The sequence below is a fragment of the Alteromonas sp. 5NW40-0090 genome (assembly GCF_057552975.1).
Genome location: NZ_BAAJLT010000001.1, coordinates 363506 through 385489, shown reverse-complemented (window position 1 = coordinate 385489; position 21984 = coordinate 363506). Strand labels below are relative to the sequence as shown.

General features: G+C 46.0%; 18 protein-coding genes. 16 read left to right on the top strand and 2 right to left on the bottom strand.

What is annotated here, in order from left to right:
• Nucleotides 1-13: 13 nt before the first annotated feature.
• The 13 genes from AC27KT_RS01680 to AC27KT_RS01620 all read left to right on the top strand — a co-directional run bounded on the left by AC27KT_RS01680 (nucleotide 14) and on the right by AC27KT_RS01620 (nucleotide 14767).
• Nucleotides 14-769: a protein phosphatase CheZ gene (locus AC27KT_RS01680; protein WP_487126847.1), complete on the top strand. Its 756-nt coding sequence runs from the start codon at nucleotides 14-16 to the stop codon at nucleotides 767-769.
• 12 nt (nucleotides 770-781) lie between these two features.
• A complete protein-coding gene (locus tag AC27KT_RS01675) occupies nucleotides 782-3016 on the top strand; it encodes a chemotaxis protein CheA (RefSeq protein WP_487126845.1) in 2235 nt (744 codons plus the stop codon).
• Between the two features lie 28 nt (nucleotides 3017-3044).
• A complete protein-coding gene (locus tag AC27KT_RS01670) occupies nucleotides 3045-4175 on the top strand; it encodes a protein-glutamate methylesterase/protein-glutamine glutaminase (RefSeq protein ID WP_487126843.1) in 1131 nt (376 codons plus the stop codon).
• Between the two features lie 28 nt (nucleotides 4176-4203).
• On the top strand, nucleotides 4204-4968 hold the full coding sequence (locus AC27KT_RS01665; protein ID WP_487126841.1) for a ParA family protein: 765 nt from the start codon (nucleotides 4204-4206) through the stop codon (nucleotides 4966-4968).
• 7 nt (nucleotides 4969-4975) lie between these two features.
• Entirely contained in the window at nucleotides 4976-5782 is an 807-nt protein-coding gene (locus AC27KT_RS01660) for a chemotaxis protein CheW (RefSeq protein ID WP_487126839.1), read from the top strand.
• A gap of 17 nt (nucleotides 5783-5799) precedes the next feature.
• Nucleotides 5800-6291, top strand: a complete 492-nt coding sequence (locus AC27KT_RS01655) for a chemotaxis protein CheW (protein ID WP_039223036.1) — start codon at nucleotides 5800-5802, stop codon at nucleotides 6289-6291.
• 59 nt (nucleotides 6292-6350) lie between these two features.
• Nucleotides 6351-6785, top strand: a complete 435-nt coding sequence (locus AC27KT_RS01650; protein WP_487126836.1) for a DUF2802 domain-containing protein — start codon at nucleotides 6351-6353, stop codon at nucleotides 6783-6785.
• 110 nt (nucleotides 6786-6895) lie between these two features.
• Nucleotides 6896-7834, top strand: a complete 939-nt coding sequence (gene metA / locus AC27KT_RS01645; protein ID WP_487126834.1) for a homoserine O-succinyltransferase MetA — start codon at nucleotides 6896-6898, stop codon at nucleotides 7832-7834.
• 3 nt (nucleotides 7835-7837) lie between these two features.
• Nucleotides 7838-8905: a homocysteine S-methyltransferase family protein gene (locus AC27KT_RS01640; protein ID WP_487126832.1), complete on the top strand. Its 1068-nt coding sequence runs from the start codon at nucleotides 7838-7840 to the stop codon at nucleotides 8903-8905.
• A gap of 9 nt (nucleotides 8906-8914) precedes the next feature.
• Nucleotides 8915-11539, top strand: coding sequence for a methionine synthase (gene metH, locus AC27KT_RS01635; protein ID WP_487126830.1), 2625 nt, complete (start codon nucleotides 8915-8917; stop codon nucleotides 11537-11539).
• A gap of 23 nt (nucleotides 11540-11562) precedes the next feature.
• On the top strand, nucleotides 11563-12153 hold the full coding sequence (locus tag AC27KT_RS01630; RefSeq protein ID WP_487126828.1) for a DUF938 domain-containing protein: 591 nt from the start codon (nucleotides 11563-11565) through the stop codon (nucleotides 12151-12153).
• 34 nt (nucleotides 12154-12187) lie between these two features.
• Nucleotides 12188-12472, top strand: coding sequence for a pyrimidine/purine nucleoside phosphorylase (ppnP, locus tag AC27KT_RS01625; protein WP_014948660.1), 285 nt, complete (start codon nucleotides 12188-12190; stop codon nucleotides 12470-12472).
• 273 nt (nucleotides 12473-12745) lie between these two features.
• On the top strand, nucleotides 12746-14767 hold the full coding sequence (locus tag AC27KT_RS01620) for a methyl-accepting chemotaxis protein (RefSeq protein WP_487126826.1): 2022 nt from the start codon (nucleotides 12746-12748) through the stop codon (nucleotides 14765-14767).
• Nucleotides 14768-14901: 134 nt separating this feature from the next.
• Here AC27KT_RS01620 and AC27KT_RS01615 read toward each other — a convergent pair whose 3' ends face one another.
• Both AC27KT_RS01615 and AC27KT_RS01610 read right to left on the bottom strand, forming a co-directional pair.
• Nucleotides 14902-15789, bottom strand: a complete 888-nt coding sequence (locus AC27KT_RS01615; protein WP_487126824.1) for a LysR family transcriptional regulator — start codon at nucleotides 15787-15789, stop codon at nucleotides 14902-14904.
• A 17-nt stretch (nucleotides 15790-15806) separates the two neighbouring features.
• Nucleotides 15807-16775, bottom strand: a complete 969-nt coding sequence (locus AC27KT_RS01610; RefSeq protein ID WP_487126822.1) for a hydrogen peroxide-inducible genes activator — start codon at nucleotides 16773-16775, stop codon at nucleotides 15807-15809.
• A 158-nt stretch (nucleotides 16776-16933) separates the two neighbouring features.
• On the opposite strand from AC27KT_RS01610, the gene AC27KT_RS01605 reads away from it, so the two are divergent.
• From AC27KT_RS01605 to AC27KT_RS01595, 3 genes are all read left to right on the top strand, one after another.
• Nucleotides 16934-17587, top strand: coding sequence for a carbonic anhydrase (locus AC27KT_RS01605; protein WP_014948664.1), 654 nt, complete (start codon nucleotides 16934-16936; stop codon nucleotides 17585-17587).
• A gap of 11 nt (nucleotides 17588-17598) precedes the next feature.
• A complete protein-coding gene (locus tag AC27KT_RS01600) occupies nucleotides 17599-19236 on the top strand; it encodes a SulP family inorganic anion transporter (protein WP_487126819.1) in 1638 nt (545 codons plus the stop codon).
• Between the two features lie 251 nt (nucleotides 19237-19487).
• Entirely contained in the window at nucleotides 19488-21920 is a 2433-nt protein-coding gene (locus AC27KT_RS01595; protein WP_487126817.1) for a TonB-dependent receptor domain-containing protein, read from the top strand.
• Nucleotides 21921-21984 lie beyond the last annotated feature (64 nt).

Genomic DNA, 21984 nt, shown 5'->3' with positions numbered 1-21984 from the left:
TGAGGTTTACTGGATGTCAACGAATGTAAACGTTCCAATATCGTTAGAGGAAGCAAAACAACTTGTCGCTTTTCTTGAAGAAGGCGATAAGACTTCAGCTAACGCACTACTTGAAGCCGTCTCAATGAAAGAAAACGTTGAGTTGTTTGCTGAAGTAGGGAAATTGACGCGTCAACTCCACGACGCGTTAAATAACTTTCAAATAGACGACCGCATCAAAAATTTAGCTACAGATGACATTCCTGATGCGCAGTCCCGCCTTACCTACGTAATTGAAGAAACTGAAAAAGCTGCTAATACTACTATGGATGCCGTTGAGGCGAGCATGCCGATAGCAGAAATGCTGTCGGAGCGGATCGAAAAGGTCATGCCAGAGTGGAAGAAGCTTATGAATCGCCAAATCGAACTTGGTGAATTTAAGGCTTTATGCGCAGACTTAGACGAATTATTGGAAGAAGGTTCGGCTCAGTCAGCTAAACTTACACAATTGCTTACCGAAGTGTTGATGGCACAGGGCTATCAAGACTTAACAGGGCAGGTTATTCGTCGTGTTATCGACCTTGTAAAAGAGGTAGAAGATAGCCTTGTAAACATGCTTACCATGTTTGGGGAACGCGACGGTACAGAACACACTAAACCATCTAGCGTTAAGGCCGATAAGGTTGATGGTGTAGAGGCGGAAGGCCCAATCATTGATGCTGACCAACGGGACGATGTCGTTTCAGGTCAAGATGATGTAGATGATCTTCTGTCTAGCTTAGGTTTTTAGGGGAGCGGGCGCATGTCGTTTGATGTTGACGAGGATATATTACAGGACTTTTTGGTTGAGGCCGGAGAGATACTTGAACAATTACAAGAACAGCTCGTTGATCTTGAGAACAATCCTGAAGACGCGGATTTACTAAATGCAATTTTCCGCGGCTATCATACAGTAAAAGGGGGAGCGGGCTTCCTTTCTCTTACTGAGTTAGTTGAAATTTGTCATGGTGCCGAAAACGTTTTTGACGTAATGCGCAATGGCCAAAGAACGCTAACACCTGAATTAATGGATATTATTTTGCAGGCCACGGATGTGGTCGTTGAAATGTTCGAGCGCGTCAAAGCGCGCGATCCATTGGAGCCTGCAGATGCGCATCTAGTGGACGTTTTACACAAATTAAGCCGCCCAGAATCTCCAGATGAAAACATATTCGATAACGCCAGTACGGCCGCTGCCGAGCCAGAGGTGGTATCTGAAGAGCCCGAGTTAGTTATAGAAGAGCCAGCACCGTCAACGCCTGATACCAATAATAGTAGCGGTGGTATTGACGAAATTACCGAAGATGAATTTGAGGCTCTTCTTGACGAGCTTCATGGTTCTAGCGCCCCAGGGCAGTCAGCACCAGCTAAAAGCGAACCTGCTAAGTCATCTGCACCGGCGGCGAGTTCTGATAGCGATGATATTACCGACGAAGAGTTCGAAGCACTGTTAGACGACCTTCACGGAAAAGGTAAATTTGGCGGTGAAGAAAAAGCGGTGGCTGCGCCAGCGCCAGCATCTGCAGCGCCATCTTCATCAGCAACCAGCGCAGGTGACGAAGAAATTACCGACGATGAATTCGAAGCGCTACTTGATCAGTTACATGGTTCTGGCCAGGGGCCGACTAAGCAGGGCGCGGCGACAACGACGCAAGAGCCTCTTGTAGATAAAGCAGCAACAGAAGCTGTTCAGAAAGCAAAACAAGCCGCGCCTAAAGCGACACCAGCGCCTAGCGCTGCAGCGCCAGCTAAAACAAGCGCTCCTGCTGCGCCCAAAGCAGCACCGAAAAAAGATGAGAAGAAGGCAGCACCTGCTGCGCCTCCTGCTGAGACTACAGTACGTGTAGATACCAAGCGCCTTGACCAAATCATGAACATGGTAGGCGAACTCGTACTAGTGAGAAACAGGCTCATTAGCTTAGGTATCAACAGTAACGACGAAAGCATGTCAAAAGCCATTGCCAACTTAGATGTGGTAACGGGTGACTTGCAAGGTGCGGTAATGAAAACCCGCATGCAGCCTATCAAGAAGGTGTTTGGTCGTTTCCCTCGTGTTGTTCGAGACCTTGCAAGAAGCTTGAAGAAAGAAATAACCCTCGAACTTGTGGGTGAGGAAACTGATTTAGATAAAAACCTGGTTGAAGCGCTGGCCGATCCACTTGTGCATTTGGTGAGAAACTCTGTTGACCATGGTATTGAGATGCCGGATGACCGTGCTGCTGCAGGTAAGCCTCGCATGGGTACGGTTCAGCTATCAGCATCTCAAGAAGGCGACCACATTCTTCTTACAATCGAAGATGATGGTAAGGGAATGGATGCCGAGAAGCTAAAAGAGATCGCTATTAGTCGTGGCGTACTAGACGCGGATGCTGCAGCACGAATGTCAGATGTTGAAGCGTTCAATCTTATATTTGCACCAGGCTTCTCAACTAAGACAGAAATCAGCGATATTTCTGGTCGCGGTGTTGGCATGGACGTGGTTAAGACCAAAATTAACCAACTCAATGGCACCGTGAACATTGACTCACAGCTAGGAAAAGGCACGCGACTGGACATTAAAGTTCCGCTGACGCTAGCCATTCTACCCACATTAATGATTGTTGTAGGAAAACAGACCTTTGCGTTACCATTAGGTGCGGTGAACGAAATAATAAACATGGACATCAAGAAGACCAATACGGTCGATGGCCAACTAACAATGATAGTTCGTTCAAAAGCAATTCCTTTGTTTTTCCTTGGTGAATGGTTAATCCGAGGCCCCAAAAATATCGATAAAGAAAAGGGGCATGTTGTTGTTGTGCAAATCGGTACACAGCAAGTCGGGTTTGTCGTAGACGCGCTAATAGGCCAAGAAGAAGTGGTTATTAAACCGCTTGATGCATTGTTGCAAGGTACGCCCGGTATGGCGGGAGCAACAATTACGTCAGACGGTGGAATTGCACTAATTTTAGATATTCCGAGCCTGCTAAAACGGTACGCGCGTAAACCCATCAAGTAAGGCGATGAATTAACAGGAATGATAATCCATGGTCTTTAAAGTCCTAGTCGTGGACGACTCGACCTTTTATCGCCGCCGAGTAAGAGAAATACTTGACGGCGATAGAGAACTTGAAGTTGTTGGGGAAGCGAGAAACGGGCGTGATGCACTCGACAAAGCTGAGGCGCTCAAACCCGATGTAATAACCATGGACGTTGAAATGCCAGTTATGGATGGTATTTCGGCCGTTAAGGCCATCATGGATAAACGTCCTACACCTATTTTAATGTTCTCTTCACTAACGCACCACGGTGCCCAAGCGACGCTTGACGCGTTAGAAGCAGGCGCGCTAGATTTTTTGCCCAAAAAATTCGAAGACATCGCGCAAGATAGAAAAGATGCTTCGCGGCTACTTTGTACTAAGGTTAGGTTGATAGCGCGAAGAGGACTGGGCTTGAAGCGTCCAACCTTTCGCAATATTGAGACCAGAAAACTTCCTGATAACGCGCCTAAACAAGCGTTTTTCAAAACCTCGGGGTTACTTTCTGGTCATAAAGACGCGGCTAAGCAGCCTACCGTTTCGTCTGTGAGACCAACAGGGAAGCAGTATAAATGTTTGGCAATAGGGGCATCAACAGGTGGGCCCGTAGCACTTCAAAAAGTGCTTTCTCCCTTACCTGGGGACTTTCCTTACCCTATTTTACTTGTGCAACATATGCCCGGCACCTTCACTAGTGCATTTGCACAGCGCTTAGACAGCAATTGCAAAATTGCTGTGAAGGAAGCTGAACAAGGCGATATTTTGAAGCCTGGGCATGCTTACCTTGCGCCCGGAGGCAAGCAAATGCTTATTGAGTCTATCGGAAGCAACAAGCGGATATCGATTGTCGATGCAAGCCAGGCAGATAAAGTGAACTATAAGCCAAGTGTAGACCTTACTTTTAGCTCGTTAGCTAGAGCCTATGGTGGAGATGTATTGGGAGTTATATTAACGGGTATGGGGGCTGACGGTAGGGAAGGCTGTCGACTACTTAAAGATAAAGGTGCGACTATTTGGGCGCAAGACCAAGACTCCTGTGTAGTTTATGGTATGCCTCAAGCTGTCGCCGCGGCCAACATATCGAGTAAGAATATTAATATCGATGATATGAGCAGTTGCGTTCAAACCGAAATGCGATAGCAGTTTGAATAGTAATGGAACAGCAATTATGAAAGTGTGGACGGTAGCAAATCAAAAAGGCGGGGTAGGTAAGACCACTACAACTGTAAGCCTTGGTGGCTTGCTGGCTCAAAAGGGCAAGCGAGTGCTTATGATTGATACTGATCCACACGCATCGCTCAGCTATTACTTTGGTATTGATGCAGAAGCGACAAGTCATTCAGTTTACGACATTTTTATTAAGTCTAATGAGATTTCTGCCGATAACGTAATGGATTGCCTTTGTCCTACAAAGCTTGATAATTTGTATGTGCTACCAGCGACTATGGCTCTAGCGACGCTAGACAGAACCATGGGAAGCGAACAGGGTATGGGCTTAGTGTTGAAAAAAGCACTCGCTAAAATATCCGGTGAATTCGACGTTGCTATTATCGACTGTCCTCCGGTTTTAGGGGTGCTGATGGTAAATGCACTAGCGGCATGCGATAAGGTGATTGTGCCGACTCAGACAGAGTATTTAGCACTTAAAGGTTTGGATAGGATGATCCGTACTATGGAAATCATGGGACGTTCGTTAAACAAGTCCTTTGACACCCTGATTATTCCAACTATGTTTGATAAGCGTACAAACGCCGCGTTAGCGTCAAGAAAACGATTAATGAGCGATTACGGCGAGCGAGTCTGGGAAGGCGTCATTCCCGTTGATACGCATTTCAGAGATGCGAGTTTGGTTCAACTACCTATCTCTGCAGCGTACCCGAAGACGAGAGGTGTAAATGCCTACGATAAACTGTTAGCCGTATTGGAGAAATAACAAAACCATGAGCAAGCAATCGCCATTTGCCCGTGAAGAAGTGATGGAGGCATACTTAGACAGCCTTCTCAAAGAGCCAGAAGCACCGGAAGATGTGACTGCGCGCACGGCAAAATTGCTCGAACAGGCTTCTCAGCAGATGGCTGAAACAGCGCTCGCTTCAACGGCAAATGAAAGTGAGCCACTATCGAATGAACAAGAGGCGATAGCTGAAAAGGTTACATCGTTAATTGAGACGCAAAAAGTAGAGACGATTGAGGATGAACAGCAACATCTTGATGCCGAAACTTCAATAGAGCAAAGACAAGACGAGGTATTAGGCCGAACTCCAAAAACAAAAGTTCCACTAAAGGATACTCTCGGCTTTCGCTTTCAGGCGCTATTCTTTGAGGTGGCGGGATTAACCCTTGCGGTGCCATTAACATCGCTAGGTGGTATTCACCAAATTGAAAAAATAGGCCCCTTATTTGGAAAACCTGACTGGTTTATGGGTGTAATGTTGCACAGAGAGTCTAAACTAAGTGTTGTTGACTCTGCAAAATGGGTAATGCCGGAAAAATATGACGAAAACCTCGCACAATCACTTAACTACCGATATCTTATAATGTTAGGAGAGAGCGCGTGGGGATTAGCAAGCGAAAAGCTTGTAAACACAGTCAATTTGACTACCGATGATGTTAAATGGCGCGAGTCCACAGGTAAGCGTCCCTGGTTAGCAGGGATGGTTAAAGAAAAAATGTGCGCGTTAATTGACGTTGAAGAATTAATATCTATGCTTAACAAAGGCTTAGGCAGTAACGACCAGACGCCATAGTATTGGGAGCCAGGTTCATGAGCGACGAAAGAATGAATAATAATGCTACCGACAGCAACGACGAAGTCCTTCAATGGGTGACGTATCGCTTAGGTGAAGAAACTTACGGTATTAACGTAATGCAAGTACAAGAAGTCTTGCGTTATACCGAAATAGCCCCTGTACCCGGTGCACCAGACTATGTGCTTGGTATTATAAATTTGCGTGGCAACGTGGTAACCGTCATCGATACCCGCGCGCGTTTTGGGCTACCTCCGACGGAAATCACGGACAATACACGTATAGTGATCATTGAGTCCGACGAACAGGTTGTCGGTATCTTGGTGGATAGTGTAGCCGAAGTGGTGTATCTGAAATCTTCAGAAATTGACAGTGCACCTAACGTTGGTACTGAAGAAAGTGCCAAGTTTATCCAAGGCGTTAGCAACCGCGATGGTGAACTGCTCATCCTAGTCGATCTCAATAAATTGCTAAGCGACGAAGAGTGGGATGAGCTTAGCAACATATAGATAATGAATAGGCGGTATGGATTGTCTATACCGCTTACACTTTCCCAAGGGTTACGTCCATGGATTGGCAGCTTGCTGCACCTACCTTCATTGAACTTATCTTGAGCGGTTTTATCATTGTACTTGCTGTTACTGTAAGTATTCTGTACTCGCATGTTAAGACGCTACGCATAGCACTAAGCGAAAGTGAGCAAGCTAACGCAGAGGCTATTGCCCGTGCTGAAGCGCTCGCTAAAAACGCAAATAACCAACAAACAGAGGCGCAAGCACGCACATTGGTCATTACTCGCCACCTTCAAGAGCTAGACGAAAAGCAAATTGATATAGAAAATCAGCTTCGTGAACTTAAACTGCAAGACCCCTCACTACGTTTATATCAACGTGCTGCAGACTTAGTTAAGCAAGGCGCCAGTATTGACGAAATTATTGAAGCCTGTGACATTCCTCGCGCTGAAGCTGAAATGTTAGTGATGGTGCATAAGCAAAACAGCTAACATTTTTCCTACCAGATAAAAAAACGTTTAGACGTCTAGACGTAAAGATGTTGACATATCGCCAGTTATAGACACAATACAGATATTGTAAATTATCACTGGAGTCCTCTATGCCAATTCGTATTCCTGAGCAGTTACCCGCGCAGAATGTACTACTAGGTGAAAACATTTTTACCATGGACATGGACAGGGCTGCCAATCAGGATATTCGTCCTCTTGAAGTCGGCATTCTTAATTTGATGCCGAATAAGATAGAAACAGAGGTACAGTTACTCCGCCTGTTATCGAACACGCCGCTGCAAATAAACGTGGATTTAATTAGAATTGATAATCAAGCACCCAAAAATACTCCACAGTCACACATGGATGCCTTCTATCACGACTTTTCAGCAGTCGCGAACAAAAAATACGATGGGCTTATAGTAACCGGTGCGCCTCTCGCGCTTATCGATTATGAAGAGGTGAAGTACTGGGACACTATGACCACCATACTGGAGTGGGCGCAGCGACACGTTAACTCTACTCTGTATTTATGTTGGGCTGCACATGCGGCTATGTATCACTTCTATGGTATAACCCGAGAGATCAGAGACGAAAAATTTTCCGGTGTTTTCAAGCATAAAGTGAACGATCCTCACAATGAACTATTGAGAGGTTTTGACCCCACGTTTTACGCCCCACACTCTCGATATGGGCACATCAATACCTCGTTATATAACAGTGTTGATGGGTTGAGTGTTGTGGCAGAGTCCGACGATGTGGGTGCGTATATCGTGGCGTCAGAAGACAAGCGAATGGTGTTTGTAACGGGCCATCCAGAATACGATCCAGATACGCTTAAAGACGAATATTTACGGGATATTGCGGCGGGACAAACGCCGGCAATGCCGAAAAACTATTTTGAAGGGGATGATCCAGCCAAGTCTCCTATAGTACAGTGGCGCTCGCACGGCAGCCTATTGTTTACGAACTGGCTGAATTATTATGTCTATCAGACCACGCCTTACGATTTAAGTCAGCTTGCTGAAAAGTCACAGCCAAAGAGGTAGCACGTGAGCCAAAGATCACATTCAAACGCGCAGGCAACGCTTACAGAAGCCGCTAATAAACGCATTCTTATTTTAGACGGTGCGATGGGCACCATGATCCAGCGCCATAAGTTAGAAGAAGAAGACTACCGCGGGACGCAGTTTGCCGACTGGCACTGCGACGTAAAGGGCAACAACGATCTGCTGGTCCTGACCCAGCCAGATATTATTTACCAAATTCATTGCGATTATTTTGAAGCTGGTGCGGACATTATTGAAACGAATACGTTTAATGCTACGACTATCGCTATGGCCGATTATGATATGCAGGCCCAATCACGTGATATCAATTTAGCAGCGGCTAAATTAGCGCGTAAAGCAGCAGACGAATTTACTGCAAAAACACCTGAGAAACCCCGTTTTGTTGCCGGTGTATTAGGCCCAACAAACCGCACTGCTTCAATTTCACCTGACGTCAATGACCCAGGCAAGCGCAATGTCACGTTTGACGAATTAGTAGAAGCGTATAGCGAGTCTACCGAAGCTCTCATTGAGGGCGGCGTTGACTTAATCATGCTCGAAACTATTTTCGATACGCTAAACGCCAAAGCGGCAGCGTTTGCCGTAGAGTCGGTATTTGAAAAACTCGGTAGATTTTTACCAGTGATGGTATCAGGCACTATTACCGATGCATCTGGGCGTACGCTGTCTGGTCAAACCGCGGAAGCGTTTTATTACTCGATGCGACATATTAGCCCATTTTCCTTCGGCTTAAACTGCGCACTGGGCCCGGATCTATTGCGCCAATACGTAGATGAAGTGGCTACTGTTAGTGAGTGCTTCATATCCGCACACCCTAATGCTGGCTTACCAAACGAATTTGGTGAATACGATATGGAAGGGCCAGAGATGGCCGAACACATCAAAGAATGGGCGCAGTCAGGGCTAGTGAACATTGTAGGGGGCTGTTGTGGCAGTACCCCAGAGCATATTCGCGATATTGCTAACGCGGTTAAAGGTATCGCGCCACGCAAGCTACCCAAATTTGAACCTAAAATGCGTTTGTCAGGCCTAGAGCCGTTTGTACACTAGGAGGGCATTATGAGCGCAGAATTTTCTACATTTATTAATATCGGTGAGCGCACCAACGTTACAGGCTCTGCTCGCTTTAAACGTCTTATTCTTGAAGGTGATTATGAAACCGCACTTGATGTCGCAAGACAGCAGGTAGAAAACGGTGCTCAAATCATTGATATCAATATGGATGAGGCCATGCTTGATTCAAAGCAGGCCATGATCACCTTTTTAAACCTGATTGCCTCTGAGCCAGATATTAGCCGAGTTCCCATTATGATCGACTCGTCTAAATGGGAGATTATCGAAGCAGGGCTTAAGTGTGTGCAGGGCAAAGCGATTGTTAACTCTATTAGCTTAAAAGAAGGGGAAGAGATCTTCTTAAACCAAGCCAAGCTAATAAAGCGCTATGGTGCTGCAACCGTAGTTATGGCGTTTGACGAGACCGGCCAGGCCGATACACAAGCCCGCAAAGTTGAGATTTGTCAGCGTAGTTACAAGCTGCTGACCGAAGAAATCGGCTTTCCACCTGAAGATATTATTTTTGACCCTAATATTTTTGCTGTAGCGACAGGTATTGAGGAACACGATAACTACGCGGTTGATTTTATTGAAGCGACCCGCGAGATACGTAAAACCTGTCCGTACTCACATATTTCCGGCGGCCTTTCTAATATTTCGTTCTCGTTCAGAGGGAACAATCCGGTTCGCGAAGCTATGCACTCGGTATTCCTATATCACGCTATTCGAGCCGGTATGGATATGGCTATTGTGAATGCAGGTCAGCTAGAAGTATACGACGAAATACCCGCTGAATTGCGCGATGCGGTTGAAGACGTGATTTTAAACCGCAGAAGTGATGCTACTGAACGCTTACTCAATATTGCACCGAACTATCAAGGCGACGGTAAAGCGGCCGCGAAGGAAGATTTATCCTGGCGCGAGCAAGAAGTGAATAAGCGCTTAGAGCATGCGCTTGTTAAAGGCATTACCGATTACATCATTGAAGATACCGAAGAAGCGCGTCAACAAGCTGAGCGTCCGTTACACGTTATCGAAGGGCCGCTAATGGACGGCATGAACGTGGTAGGGGATTTATTCGGTGAAGGTAAGATGTTCCTTCCGCAGGTGGTAAAGTCGGCCCGCGTAATGAAAAAAGCGGTAGCTCACTTACAGCCCTTTATTGAAGAAGAAAAATCAGACGATGCAAAGAGCAACGGCAAAATTCTTCTCGCTACGGTAAAAGGCGATGTTCACGATATTGGTAAGAATATTGTGGGCGTGGTGCTTCAGTGTAATAACTTTGAAGTGATTGATCTTGGCGTAATGGTGCCAGCGGCAACAATCTTACAAACCGCCAAAGATGAAAACGTCGACATGATTGGTTTGTCGGGTCTAATTACACCATCACTTGATGAAATGGTCCACGTTGCCAAAGAAATGGAGCGTCAGGGTTTCGATATTCCGCTTCTTATTGGCGGGGCGACTACATCAAAAGCGCATACCGCAGTAAAAATAGAACAAAATTATCATGCACCTGTCGCTTATGTTCCAAACGCAAGTAGAGCAGTAGGCGTGTGCCAGCGTCTTTTAAACAAAGCGTCTAGGGATATTTACGCACAGGAACTGGCAAAAGAATACGACACAGTGCGTGAACAGCACGCTCGTAAGAAGCCGCGCAGCAAGCCGGTGACGTTAGAACAGGCCAGAGAAAACGCTTTTAAGCCAGATTTTACGACTTTGCCAGTAAAACCTGCGAGCCTGGGTGTAACACCGGTAACCGCCGATTTAGCTACGTTGCGCAACTACATTGATTGGACGCCGTTTTTCTTAACTTGGTCTTTGGCAGGCAAGTACCCGCGTATACTCGAAGATGAAGTAGTGGGGGAGCAGGCGCAGTCACTGTTTAATGACGCCAACGCTATGTTAGATAAAGTTATCGAAGAGAACAGCCTTCAGGCGAAAGGCGTTATCGGTTTGTTTCCTGCCAACCGCGTTAATGACGATGTTGAAATTTATACTGATGAGTCGAGAAACCAGGTTCAAGGTGTTGCCCATCATTTGCGTCAGCAAACGCTAAAAGACAAATTTGCTAATTATTGTTTAGCAGACTTTGTAGCTGAAAAGTCGAGTGGCATAAATGATTACGTCGGCGCATTTGCTGTTACCGGTGGTATAGGGGAAGACGAGCTTGCTGATAGCTATATTCAAGCAGGCGATGACTACAACGGTATTATGGTTAAAGCGGTGGCAGACAGACTTGCCGAAGCGTTTGCGGAATATCTGCACGAGCAGGTGCGTAAACACTATTGGGGTTACGCCGCTAACGAATCACTGAGTAACGAAGAACTTATTCGCGAAAAATACCAAGGCATTCGACCGGCACCAGGCTACGCCGCGTGTCCCGAGCATACTGAAAAGCAGCTTATTTGGGATTTATTGTCAGCAGAGCAGCATACAGGTATGAAGCTTACGGAAAGTTACGCCATGTGGCCGGGCGCGTCGGTATCGGGTTGGTATTTTGCTCACCCTGATGCTAAATACTTTGCGGTTGCCAAAATTCAAGCCGACCAAGTAGAAGATTACGCCACACGTAAAGGCTGGACCTTGGAAGAAGCTGAAAAGTGGTTGGGTCCTAACCTAAGTGATTAATGCTGGTAAGGCAGGTAACGTGTATGCAAGTCGAAAAGCCTTTTAGTCAGGCCTGTGAAAACAACAAGCGCGCTATTTTGAGCGTGCTTGAACGTACATTTGCTAACTGCCGACAAGTATTGGAAATAGGAAGCGGGACAGGTCAACATGCCGTATTTTTGGCTGAACACTTACCCCATCTTATTTGGCACACAAGCGACCAACCACACTATCACGAAGGCATTGCCGCGTGGCTGAGTGATTCAAATGCGGGGAATATACAACCTCCCATAGCATTTACCGTTGGGCAAGATGACTTTCCCAATCTCGACGCAGACGGCATTTTTACGGCAAACACCGCGCATATCATGCAAAAAGAAGAGGCGAAGCTACTAATGGAATCAGTAGCGTTGCACTTACCCAAAGGGGGAATATTCTGTCAGTATGGCCCTTTTACACACAGCGGTAAGTTTACTTCTGAAAGTAACCAAGCCTTCCATGCTTCGCTTTTAGAGCGTGGTTATGGTGGCTACCGCGATATCAATGAACTTACTGCTTGGGCAGGCGAGTTAAGCTTGCTAGAAATTATCGACATGCCCGCCAACAACCATATGCTTATTTGGCGAAAACGCTAAAGAAGTATCAATTGCATCAATCAAAGGAGTAGCTATGAGCTTTAAAGTAAACCATTATTTCGACAACAAAGTGAGCTCGATTGGGTTTGAATCTGCAAACGGCCCTTGTACCTCGGGCGTAATGTCGCCGGGTGAATACACATTTTCTACCTCTCAAAAAGAGCTGATGAAAGTGGTTGAAGGTGAGCTAGTGGTAAAGCTACCGGGAAGTGACGAATGGCAATCTTTCGCAACGGGTACCAGTTTTAATGTGCCTGCCGATGCATCTTTTGACGTTAAAGTGTCTACGCCTACCGCTTATCTCTGCTTTTACAGCTAATTCTTCTAAGCGTTCAATCCGCTCTGCATTTAAACTTTCGTATAATTGACTTTCAGAGGTTGTAAAACTTTCCTGTATATCTCAAAGTATTAGAAGTGCAAGCGAGCTCGGCTCACTTGCGCTTTTATACTAATAAAACTAAACCGTCAAACATCCGCCTTGTCTAGATGGCACAAAGACCGCTGCAAAAATGTACAACAAAGGTCAACAGGCCCTAGTGCTGGAATACACTTTTCACACGTTATGGCGTTTAGTAAACAATGAGAAGTACAAATGAAATCCATATCACTCCAAAAGAAGTTTATGCTTATCGTTGGTGGTAGCATAGCTTTGATGTTACTTATCACGGCGTTTTTCTTAGTCAATACCGTTGCAGATAACACCCGCAGTCGCGTAGAAAAAGAGCTTAAATCCTTAGTTGCACGTGAGGCTAATGACGTTGAAGGCTTCTTCGCAACTTATGGCGGCGTTGCTAGAGCGTTCCTAAGTAGCCCTTTTCTACAAGATTTTTTTACGCGCCATAACACGCGAGGGGCGCCCGAAAGCCAACTGGCTCAATCTAAAAATATTTATGCCACTTTCAAGGGCATCAGCAGCCAAGATCCCATTATTAAATCTGCATTCTTTGGTTCAGCTAAGACGGGTGAATACTTTTACGAAGAGGGCCGAGTCGGCGTCGACACTTCGGGTCCTGATGCTGGCAATCCTAACGCCGGTTACTTTGCAACTAAGCGCCCGTGGTTTACTACTGCCGTAGAGAAGGGCAAGTTGTATGTAACGCCCCCCGCTGTCGATTCTCAAGATGGAAGCGTATCTGCAGTAGTACAAGCCCCGATATACAAAAATGGAGCGTTACTAGGCGTTGGCGGGGTCGATATTCTTATTAGCACGGTGGGTAAGGTCATAGATGCCATTCGTTATGAAGAACAAGGCACGGCGTTTTTACTCGACGAAAACCAAAACATTGTTTACTTTCCAAAACAGAGCAAGGCGTTGCCACTAAGCTCCTCTATTGGCAACTTTGACAGCGTGTTTGATAGCACCGAAGGGTTTGGCAAGTTGGCGGGTAATATAGCGGCTAATGAATCTGGTATTGTGCACGTAACCTGGAAGGGGGAAGACTATGTTGCGGTTTTTGAGCACGCTAAGTTAACTAACCCACAAATGAACTGGTCGCTGGGTATTCTTATCCCTGCAAGCATCATTGATAGCCCTATAAATAATGCAATTACTACGGCAATTATAGTCGCCATTGTTATTATTGGATTAATAGCACTTATTACTTATTTTGCGAGTGCTAAAGTCACTCAGCCTTTGGTCGAAATGCGCAACGCAATGGCGGAAATAGCGCATGGCGACGGCGACTTAACCAAGCGTCTGGAAGTTAAGAGTAACGACGAAATCGGTGCGCTTGCCATAGAGTTTAATACCTTTACCGATAAACTAAGATCATTGCTAAAAGATACTGCCGCTAACACTAAGGCTGTTTCTGATGCAGCGGATCACCTTCGAGATGTGAGTCACGCGACTAGCAAGGAAATTAACCAAGAGCGTAGTCAGGTGGACAATGTGTCTACGGCAGTGACGCAGATGGCCGCCACCGTCGTTGAAATTTCAAAAAATGCGGCACAGTCCAGTGACGCTGCGACTAAAGCAGATGAATTGGTACAAGCCGGCAGTGAGCAAGTGCAAGACGCTATGAGAGAAATTCGCGCGCTAGCCGACGCCATCAGTCAGGGTGTTGAAGTTGTGGGCGGATTGAGCAAAGAGTCAGACAGCATCGGTGCTGTAGTCGACGTCATTAACAGCATCGCTGAACAAACTAATCTACTTGCCTTAAATGCCGCCATTGAAGCGGCGAGAGCGGGAGAACAGGGGCGCGGTTTTGCCGTCGTTGCAGACGAAGTTCGCTCGCTGGCAAGCCGTACACAAGAATCGACCACTGATATACGAAAAATGGTTGAGCGATTGCAAGCGATGTCTGAACAGACCAACAGTGTCATGCAGGAAGGACAAGCCCGTTCCCAATCTGGTGTTGATAAGACAGAAAAAGTTGTCGAAACGCTTAAACATATTACACAGTCTATAGGTTTGGTTCACGAGCAAAGTACTCACATTGCTCTTGCCACCGAGCAGCAAACGGGTGTAGCTCAAGACATTAATAAGTCGCTCGTGGCAATCACAAGCTTAAGTGACAAAACTAGTCAACACGCTGAAGAGTTAGCGGTGGAAGCGACGCAGCTCAGTGCCGTCTCTGGTGACTTAAAAGAGCTGGTGGGCCAATTTAAGATTTAGTGCCTCTCGTGGCTGAAAGTACTGCGCATTCAGTTGCATTTTAAAATAGTGGTTTCCCGCTTGCCATTTTAGATGGCAAGCGATTCACCCACTTCTAACAAGCAATGGCATCTCCACCGTAAAGCTTAGAAGGGTTATGGTTTGTGGGTTTGAGAAAGAGAAATGAAATCATCTACAAACCCCAATACGTCCTGCGTTTTTCTATGACCCAAATATAAGGTTTTCGATATACCATGCTCTCCAAGAGACCGGTACGCTAAAAGATCGCGCTCTTTCGATTCTTCAATCAACCATTTAGGCAGCGCCGTAACTCCACGCCCCGCTGCAACCATTTGCAAGATAATTTCAGTCGTCTCAATGGTCTTGTGCTGTTTGACCGTACAATTGGCAGGAGTAAGAAAATGCGTGAATACGTCCAGTCGACTGAGTTCTACGGGGTAGGTGATAAGGGTCTCATTGCTTAAGTCTTTCGGTGTAACAAATGGCTTCTCTGCCAAAGGGTGGTGCTTATCCATTACCAACACTTGTTCATATTCGAACACTGGTGTGTAGGTAATGGTTTCAAGTGAAAGAGGGTCTGGTGTGAGCAATATATCAATATCGTACCCGTGAAGTGCTTGTAAACCGCCAAAAGAGAACGCGCGGCGTACATCTACATCAACATCTGGAAAGGCTTTCAAAAAAGGCGCCACTACCTTGAGCAACCATTCAAAACACGGGTAGCACTCCATACCAATACGTAATATGCCCTGTTTTCCATCGGCGAATCGGCGTAATTGGGCTTCAGTATGCTCAAACTGGGGTAAAACTCGGTGAGCTAAGCCCAATACACTCTGACCCGCCTGAGTCAGCGTGAGTCTTCTGCCGTCTTTTTTCCAAAGCGGTACGTCAAAATGGGCTTCCAACTTTTTCATTGCGTGGCTTAACGCTGACTGGGTTAGAAAAAGCGATTTTGCCGCTTCTGTCATCGTGCCTTCAGCATCTATCGCTCTTACTATTCGTAAATGTTGTCTATCAATCATAATAAATTACAACCAGTTTAACGTTTTTGAAGAGGGCTTGGGGCAGCACTGACTATAGTCACGGCGTCCGACAGGCGAGTTTCAATTATCTCTTTTATGATAATTGATATTTCTCTAAAGGTCTTTCGTCCAGGCGCAGTGTTTCTCCACGCTAATGAGTGCTGACGCTCAATAGGCATATCAGCAATCTCACATACATGTAACGCTTCAGGCTTGTGCAACTCAGAATGAATATAAAGTCCTGGCAAAAAGGCCACGCCCATTCCCATTACCACCATTTGGCGCAAAGTATCTAGACTGGTTCCTTCGTAATCACGTTGTAAATCGGCACCGATCTCATCACAAATACGCTGTACTTGGTGGTGAAAGTGATGCCGGTCTTCTAGCGTTAATACTTTTTCACCACTTATCTCGTGCGGTTTAACATAGGCTTTGCCCGCTAATTTATGATCGGAAGGCGTTACAAATTTTAACGGCTCTTTAAAAAGTGGTTGCGTGATCAATTGAGAGTTTTCGCCCGAAAGTGGGGAAAGAATTAGGTCATATTCACCACGCAGTAGACCGTGTTGCAATGCGTTAGGGGCGCCTTCTCGAACATAGAAGCGCAAGCCGGGCTTCCGTTTGTGCAGATCTGGTAGCACAAAGGGAAGCAAATAAGGCCCTAGTGTTGGCGGTATTCCTAACCGGTAGGTTACAACTTCACCCTCGGACAAGTCTCGTGCAATTTCGCTGAACCGTTGAGAGGCCTGTAGCACCTCTTCCGCTGCATCAAGCAAGGCTTTACCTTGGGGAGATAACAGCGTTCCTGTGCGTGAACGTTCAAAAAGCGTTAGCCCTAATAGGTTTTCTAGCGCACTGATCTGACTGGTCAGAGTAGGCTGACTAATTCCCAGTATTCCCGCTGCTTGCCTGAAGCTTAGGTATTTAGCCACTGCAACAAAATAGCGGATTTGGTTAATTGACGGGGTCTTTCCGTTGAATTGCATGGTGAAAATGGCTCTCTCTTACTATGCTTATGAATAGTGATACGTAAGCGGTGATAGCATTTAGCTATCGCGAGTTAGTATATTAAACTATTAATCTATCAGGTGAAACTGGCGTAATTACATAATCATTACAATTATTAAAAAATTGGGAGTTATATATGGATCACGTTATCTCAGGTGTTGCCAAATTCCAGAAAGAAGTTTACCCAAACAAAAAAGCTACGTTTCAAAAACTAGCTACTGGGCAGAACCCTGAAGTGCTTTTCATTACGTGCTCTGATTCACGTATCGACCCGAACTTAGTAACACAAACTGATCCGGGTGAACTATTTATCTGCCGTAATGCTGGCAACATCGTACCTCCTCACAGCAATCAAACTGGTGGCATGACAGCGTCTATTGAGTTTGCAGTTGCTGCACTGGGCGTTTCTCACATTGTTATTTGTGGCCATACTGACTGTGGTGCGATGAAAGGCGCCATCAACCCTGAAGGCTTAAGTGCGCTTCCGCATGTAAAAGAGTGGCTAGGTCATTGCCGTGTTGCAACTGAAGTTGTTAAAGAGCGCTGTGGCCATTCAGACCTTTCTATTGACGATCTAGAAGCGGTAACGAAAGAGAACGTTGTTCAGCAAATTCAGCACCTTCGCACTCACCCTGCTGTTGCTGCAAAAATTGCAACAGGTCAGGTTAAACTTCACGGATGGGTTTATAACATTGGTTCAGGTGAAGTGCTTTACTACAACACTGAGTCTGGTGAATTTGATGTAATGGACGAGTCTACTGCCGAAGCACAACTTGCTCGCGGTGAATAAGGTCTATAACTATGGTAAAAATTAACCTTTCAAACCTACGAGGCGATTTTACCGGCGGTTTAACAGCCGGTATCGTTGCTTTACCACTGGCGCTTGCACTTGGTGTAGCGTCAGGCTTAGGCCCAATGGCGGGTCTGTACGGTGCTATTGCGGTTGGCTTCTTTGCCGCACTTTTCGGTGGTACACCAGCTCAGATTTCTGGTCCAACGGGGCCTATGGTTGTTGTTCTTGCAGGCTTGTTCGCAAGTCTATCAGGCGACGCCAGCCTTATATTCACCGCCGTGATATTAGCCGGTATCTTTCAGATAGTATTTGGCTTTTTAGGCGTAGGTCAGTATATACGCTTAGTGCCATACCCGGTTATTTCGGGCTTTATGTCGGGCATTGGTGCAATCATCATTATTCTTCAAATCGGTCGCTTGCTGGGTCATGAGCCTCCTGGCGGAACGATAGGCGCATTGACATACTTGCCAACCGCGCTTGCCGATATCGATTTTGCAACCTTGGCGCTTGGCCTTGGTACTTTGGTTATTGCCTACAAGTGGCCACCGCAACTAGGTAAGTATGTGCCTGGTGCTCTGGCTGCACTAATTATCGGAACATTAGTAAGCCTTGCGCTATCTGTACCTGTTCTTGGTGACATTCCTACAGGACTACCAAGTCTGCACCTTCCAGTATTTGAGCAAAGTAAAGCACTGCTTATTCTTGAAGCCGCCTTTATTCTAGCAGTGCTGGGAGCCATCGACAGTCTACTTACATCTCTTGTTGCTGATAACATGACGCGTACCCGTCACGATAGTAACAAAGAGCTAATCGGCCAAGGTATTGGTAATACATTTGCTGGTCTTATCGGCGGTATTGCAGGTGCAGGTGCAACTATGCGTACTGTTGTAAATATCCGTAGTGGTGGTAAGTACAACATTTCAGGCATGGTTCACGCGCTAGTGCTTCTAGCAATTGTGTTAGGTCTTAGCCCGCTAGCGGCGCAAATTCCTCACGCTGTTCTTGCCGGTATCTTGGTTAAAGTTGGTTTAGATATCATTGACTGGAGCTACTTAAAGCGTGCACACAAAGGACCGCGTTGGGACTTTGGCCTTATGATTATGGTACTTGCGCTAACGGTATTTGTAGATTTGATCACAGCAGTTGGTGTTGGCGTGGTATTCGCAGCATTAGCTTACGTTAAGCAAATCGCACAGCTGCAAATTGAAGAGCTTAAGAAAATCCCTGAGTCGTTAAACGACCCTAAAGATAATGACCTACTAGAGTCGCTTAAAGACAAAGTATCAATCTTTAGTTTTGGCGGACCACTAAGCTTTGGTGCGGCTGCCGATTTGGGCCACCACGTTCGTGAGCGTGTGAAACCGGGTTCTAAAGTCACCATTTTAGATTTCTCGCGCGTTCCACTTATGGATGTTTCTGCTGCGATGGCAGTTGATACAGTTACCTCAGACGCACTTGCTGCTGGTCGTCAGCTAGTCATTTGCGGTGCAAACGCTGAGGTCAATAAGGTGTTAGAGGGCGTAAACGAAGCACACCCTGGTATACCCAATTTTGAAACCTTGCACGACGCCTTGCTTTATGCAGAAAAGCAAGTAGCCGGGACTGAAAGCAAAAACACCCGTTTTCAAGCCGCAACGCAGTCGTAAACTAATATCAAGGTAAGATAAACCTTTCCCTTTTGGCCCTCCTTAGTGAGGGCTTTTTTGTTTCTTTCACTTATTAACTTTAATTACGCAACTGCAATCTAAATCAACAAGCTGGTCTGAGCTTCCGTTGAACGTTAGTTATTAAATGAATTGCTTTTAAATTAATTGATTGTTCAATTAAACTTAACGCAAGTGTAACAATTCGCTTCTAAAGTGGTGCGCAAACTATACACAACTACTTTGGGAAACACATGAAATCACGCAATAAACTATCTGTAGCGATACTTGCAGCTCTATCATCTATGGCAGCGGTAACAGCACCTTTACCGGTTCTCGCCGAAGAAGCGGAACGTGCTGACGAAGAGCGCATAGAAGAAATCACCGTTGTAGGGCGAAGCGTTTCTTACGCGAACAATGCAACGAGTGACGACATGTTTAAACAACAGGCTAATCTTAGCAGCGTGTTAGCTGCGGTTGATAACCTGCCGGGTGTACTTATTAACGAAGGTGATACCTTTGGAGCCGATGATTGGTCAACGTCTATTGTTATTCGTGGCTTTCAAGTTAACTTAAACGAACAGCAAATTGGTATGACGGTAGACGGCATTGCCAACGGTAATTCAAACTACGGTGGTGGCGCAAAAGCGAATCGCTATATCGACACTGAAAACGTAAAAGGCGTTGAAGTTTCTCAAGGAACGGCGGATATCGCTTCCCGTTCACATGAAGCCCTTGGCGGAACACTGAATTTCACCACCATAGACCCGTCTATGGAACAAGGACTGGTTACTAGTGTGACAGCGGGTTCATTTGACGCATCAAAATATTACGTGCGTTATGAAACGGGCGAAATTTTTAAAGATACCTACGCGTGGATAAGTCTTTCAAGCCAAGAAAGCTCTGACTTTATGCAGCAAGCAGCAGAGAACACCCGAGACCACTTAGCCGTGAAGTTTATCTCTACGGTTAACGACGTGTCGCTTACGGGTTACCTGTCTTACGACGATACTCACGAAGATAACTATCAGCGCATTTATGGGCTGGCGCAATATGAACAAAACCCAGATTGGGATCAGTTAACCGACGAATGGACAGGCGTGCCTTATCAAGATCAGGCATATCGCCGTGGCTGGTCTACGTTACGTGAAAACTTATTCGCCTATTTACAGGCAGAATTTACGATTGGTCAGGTCGATTTTATGACCAACGTGTATTATCACGACAATGAAGGCCGTGGTGAGTGGGTGCCTCCATATATCGTTGATGTTACTGATGACGGCGCAGAAGGCCATTCAGAGCTTGTGGTCGGTAATACGGTTTACGGCGGGCAACAACTCGGACAAATTTACTTTGTGGATAGACAAGGCAATCAGCTAAGCCCTATTGAAGGGTGTCAAAGCTCATTGACTTTCCCTTATGGTGGCGCAGGCGCTGAGTATGATCCGGGGTGTCACGAGCAAGGCGCAATTCCTGTGGGCTCATATCGTCATACTCATTATGATAAAGAGCGTATTGGTATTAATGCTGATGCAGTCTGGTACACCAAAGTTGGTGATTTTGATAATACGGTCCGATTTGGTATTTGGTGGGAAGACTATGAGCGAGGCGAGTCTCGTGATTGGCACAAAATTACTAATTCGTCTATTAGCGTCGATTATGACAACGTGCCTTACTGGGTGCAGTACGATAGAACCTTCCCAGTTGATACCTTAATGTATTATGTTGAAGATGAGCTTGATCTAGGCTTTGCCCGAATTCGTGCTGGTGCGAAGAAGTTTAACGTCGATATTGAAAAAACGGACAACTTTGATTCAGCCAACAACTTAGCGGTGAATACTGATTCAGATACGCTATTCTCAGCGGGTATTGTTGCACCATTGCCATTTGAAGGGCTAGAGGTCTTTGCAGGTTACGGTGAAAACTTTGCGGCAATTAAAGATGCGCAACTAGAACGTAACGATACTGACCTTCGCTTTATAAAGCCAGAAACTGCTGACAACATAGACGTGGGTTTGCGCTACGCATCACCGGGCTTTAATGCCAGCGTGACCTACTACAATATTGAGTTTAACGACCGTATTCAATTTACCAGTAACGAAACCTCAGAGGGCATAGACTTTCTTGAAGCAGCCGCGGGTGGATACAAAAACGTGGGCGGTATAGAGTCCAGTGGTTTTGAAGTTTCAGCAGACGTTATGTTAACCGAAGAGTTCTCGTTGTTTACTTCGATTACCTTAAGTGATTCTGAGTACGTTGCGACGGTAGGCAGTTCAGGTACGCAATACGATACCCTTGCCGATGCCCAAGCGGCCATTGCAGACGCTGAAAACCCTGAGGTATCCCTGGTAGCCATTGAAGGTAATACCGTTATCGGTACACCTGACACTATGGCGGTTGTAAGCCTCGACTGGGCTCGCGATAACTACTTTGCTGGTTTGTCTACCAAATACGTTGATAGTCGCTACCTGGATATTGATAACGCTGCACAAGTTGATGACTATATAGTTAGCGACTTCTATATTGGCGGTTTTATCGAAAACATTGGCCCAGGTGTTGAAGAGCTGGAAGTGCGTTTAACAGTAAACAACCTGTTTGATGAAGACTATGCGTCTACCATTGCCCCAGGTGCATTTTGGATTGGCGCGCCTCGCGCTGTTGCAGTCAACGCACGCTTAACCTTTTAATCGTGATATCATGCCTGCGGCAGCATAGCGCTGTCGCGGGTTATTTTTTTAGATTTAAGGTTTG

Bases quoted from the DNA above. Each gene is read 5' to 3' on its own strand.
- AC27KT_RS01620 (WP_487126826.1), top strand. From the start codon at position 12,746: ATGAAATCCATATCACTCCAAAAGAAGTTTATGCTTATCGTTGGTGGT.
- AC27KT_RS01610 (WP_487126822.1), bottom strand. From the start codon at position 16,775: ATGCAATTCAACGGAAAGACCCCGTCAATTAACCAAATCCGCTATTTT.
- AC27KT_RS01600 (WP_487126819.1), top strand. From the start codon at position 17,599: ATGGTAAAAATTAACCTTTCAAACCTACGAGGCGATTTTACCGGCGGT.
- AC27KT_RS01630 (WP_487126828.1), top strand. From the start codon at position 11,563: ATGCAAGTCGAAAAGCCTTTTAGTCAGGCCTGTGAAAACAACAAGCGC.
- AC27KT_RS01675 (WP_487126845.1), top strand. From the start codon at position 782: ATGTCGTTTGATGTTGACGAGGATATATTACAGGACTTTTTGGTTGAG.
- AC27KT_RS01680 (WP_487126847.1), top strand. From the start codon at position 14: ATGTCAACGAATGTAAACGTTCCAATATCGTTAGAGGAAGCAAAACAA.
- ppnP (WP_014948660.1), top strand. From the start codon at position 12,188: ATGAGCTTTAAAGTAAACCATTATTTCGACAACAAAGTGAGCTCGATT.
- AC27KT_RS01605 (WP_014948664.1), top strand. From the start codon at position 16,934: ATGGATCACGTTATCTCAGGTGTTGCCAAATTCCAGAAAGAAGTTTAC.
- AC27KT_RS01670 (WP_487126843.1), top strand. From the start codon at position 3,045: ATGGTCTTTAAAGTCCTAGTCGTGGACGACTCGACCTTTTATCGCCGC.
- metA (WP_487126834.1), top strand. From the start codon at position 6,896: ATGCCAATTCGTATTCCTGAGCAGTTACCCGCGCAGAATGTACTACTA.
- AC27KT_RS01650 (WP_487126836.1), top strand. From the start codon at position 6,351: ATGGATTGGCAGCTTGCTGCACCTACCTTCATTGAACTTATCTTGAGC.
- AC27KT_RS01665 (WP_487126841.1), top strand. From the start codon at position 4,204: ATGAAAGTGTGGACGGTAGCAAATCAAAAAGGCGGGGTAGGTAAGACC.
- metH (WP_487126830.1), top strand. From the start codon at position 8,915: ATGAGCGCAGAATTTTCTACATTTATTAATATCGGTGAGCGCACCAAC.
- AC27KT_RS01660 (WP_487126839.1), top strand. From the start codon at position 4,976: ATGAGCAAGCAATCGCCATTTGCCCGTGAAGAAGTGATGGAGGCATAC.
- AC27KT_RS01615 (WP_487126824.1), bottom strand. From the start codon at position 15,789: ATGATTGATAGACAACATTTACGAATAGTAAGAGCGATAGATGCTGAA.
- AC27KT_RS01595 (WP_487126817.1), top strand. From the start codon at position 19,488: ATGAAATCACGCAATAAACTATCTGTAGCGATACTTGCAGCTCTATCA.
- AC27KT_RS01655 (WP_039223036.1), top strand. From the start codon at position 5,800: ATGAGCGACGAAAGAATGAATAATAATGCTACCGACAGCAACGACGAA.